Genomic DNA, 1,428 nt, shown 5'->3' with positions numbered 1-1,428 from the left:
CTAGTAGGACTTCGTTAGGTGCTGTTGAGCTGGGGTTTTGTTGGACTGCCTGTGGGCTGGACGGGTTGTCGGCAGGTATGGCAGCAACCTGTCCAGACCGCGAGTAAATGTTGGAGGTGGCGCAGGACGGCGTAGAGCGTCAGCCCTGCGCAGGGGCTTTTGGGGTGCGGCGGAGCTTGGTGCAGACCGCCTGGGCCACGGAGGCGAGAGTGACGTGGCGGTGCCATCCGAGCCAGGAGCGACCCTCGAAGTGGTCCAGCCCCAGGCCGTCCTTGAGCTCGCGGTAGTCGTGCTCGATGCGCCACCGGATCTTGGCGATCCTGACCAGGTCGCGCAGCCGGATGTCGGGCGGGAGGGTGGACAGCCAGTAGTCGGTGGGCTCGGCCGCGCCGGTCGGCCATTCCGCGAGCAGCCAGCACTCCGCAAGGCTGCCGTCGGCGCCCTTCGGGATATGACGGTTGGCCGGGCGCACCCGCAACGCCAGGAACCTCGACCGCATCCGCCCGGTCGGGTTGGCCGGGCTCTTGTGGGAGCCGTGGCGCCAGACCACGAACTTCCCCGCCGACCGACCCGCGGCCGCCACCAGCGTCTTCAGATCGATCGGCGGATCGGGGTAGCGGGGTTCGGGTCGGCGGCCGGTCCCGCCGTAGGCGGGTGTGACCGGCACCGCCGAGGCGGGGTGGACGGTGGCGATCGGGTTGACCGCCACCGCATAGGTCAGTCCGCGGTCGGTGAGTCCCTGGCGGAAGCCGGACGCGTCGCCGTAGCCGGCGTCGGCCACCACGGGCCGCGCGGGCAAACCCCACTCGGCGAGTTCGTCGATCATGTCCAGTGCCAGGCGCCACTTCTCCCGGTGCCGTTGGTCCTCGGGGATCGCGCACCGTTGCCGCCTGCGCCGGACTTCGTCGGCCTGGTCCGGGGTACCGGCCTTGCGGTCGTCCCAGGACTCGGGCAGGAACAACCGCCAGTCCAGCGCCGCAGACGCCCAGTCCGTCACCGCGTGCACGCTGACCCCGACCTGGCAGTTCGCGGTCTTGCCCAACGCCCCGCAGTACATCCGCGCCACCCCCGGCGAGGAGACCCCGTCCTTGGGGAACCCGGTGTCGTCCACCGCGAACGCGTCCGGATCGACGAAGTCCCGCGCCCACACCGCCAACCGCCGCCGCACCGCGGTGTGGTCCCAGGTCGAGGTGGTCACGAACTGCTGCAACTGCTGGTGATCCACGCCGAGACGTTCACCCATCGGCTGCATCGACTTGCGCTTGCCGTCCAACAACAGGCCACGCAGGTACAGCTCGCCTTTGCCCCGCTGGTCACGCCGGACGAACCCGCCGAACATGTCCGCAGCGAAGTCCTCGATCACCGGGCGCACCAACGCCATCTCCTCCGGCCTCACCGCTACAGAAGATCACATCGCCGACACACCCC

General features: G+C 69.6%; 1 protein-coding gene. It reads right to left on the bottom strand.

Annotation, left to right across the window (positions count from 1 at the left end; all coding sequences use genetic code 11):
* Positions 1-139: 139 nt before the first annotated feature.
* Entirely contained in the window at positions 140-1,396 is a 1,257-nt protein-coding gene (locus CLV43_RS46910) for an IS701 family transposase (protein WP_425445815.1), read from the bottom strand.
* Between the last annotated feature and the right edge of the window lie 32 nt (positions 1,397-1,428).

This window comes from Umezawaea tangerina (assembly GCF_003002815.1).
Lineage (GTDB): Bacteria > Actinomycetota > Actinomycetes > Mycobacteriales > Pseudonocardiaceae > Umezawaea > Umezawaea tangerina.
The sequence above is the reverse complement of the archived record's forward strand: the minus strand, read 5'-3'. Positions and strand labels throughout refer to the sequence as shown.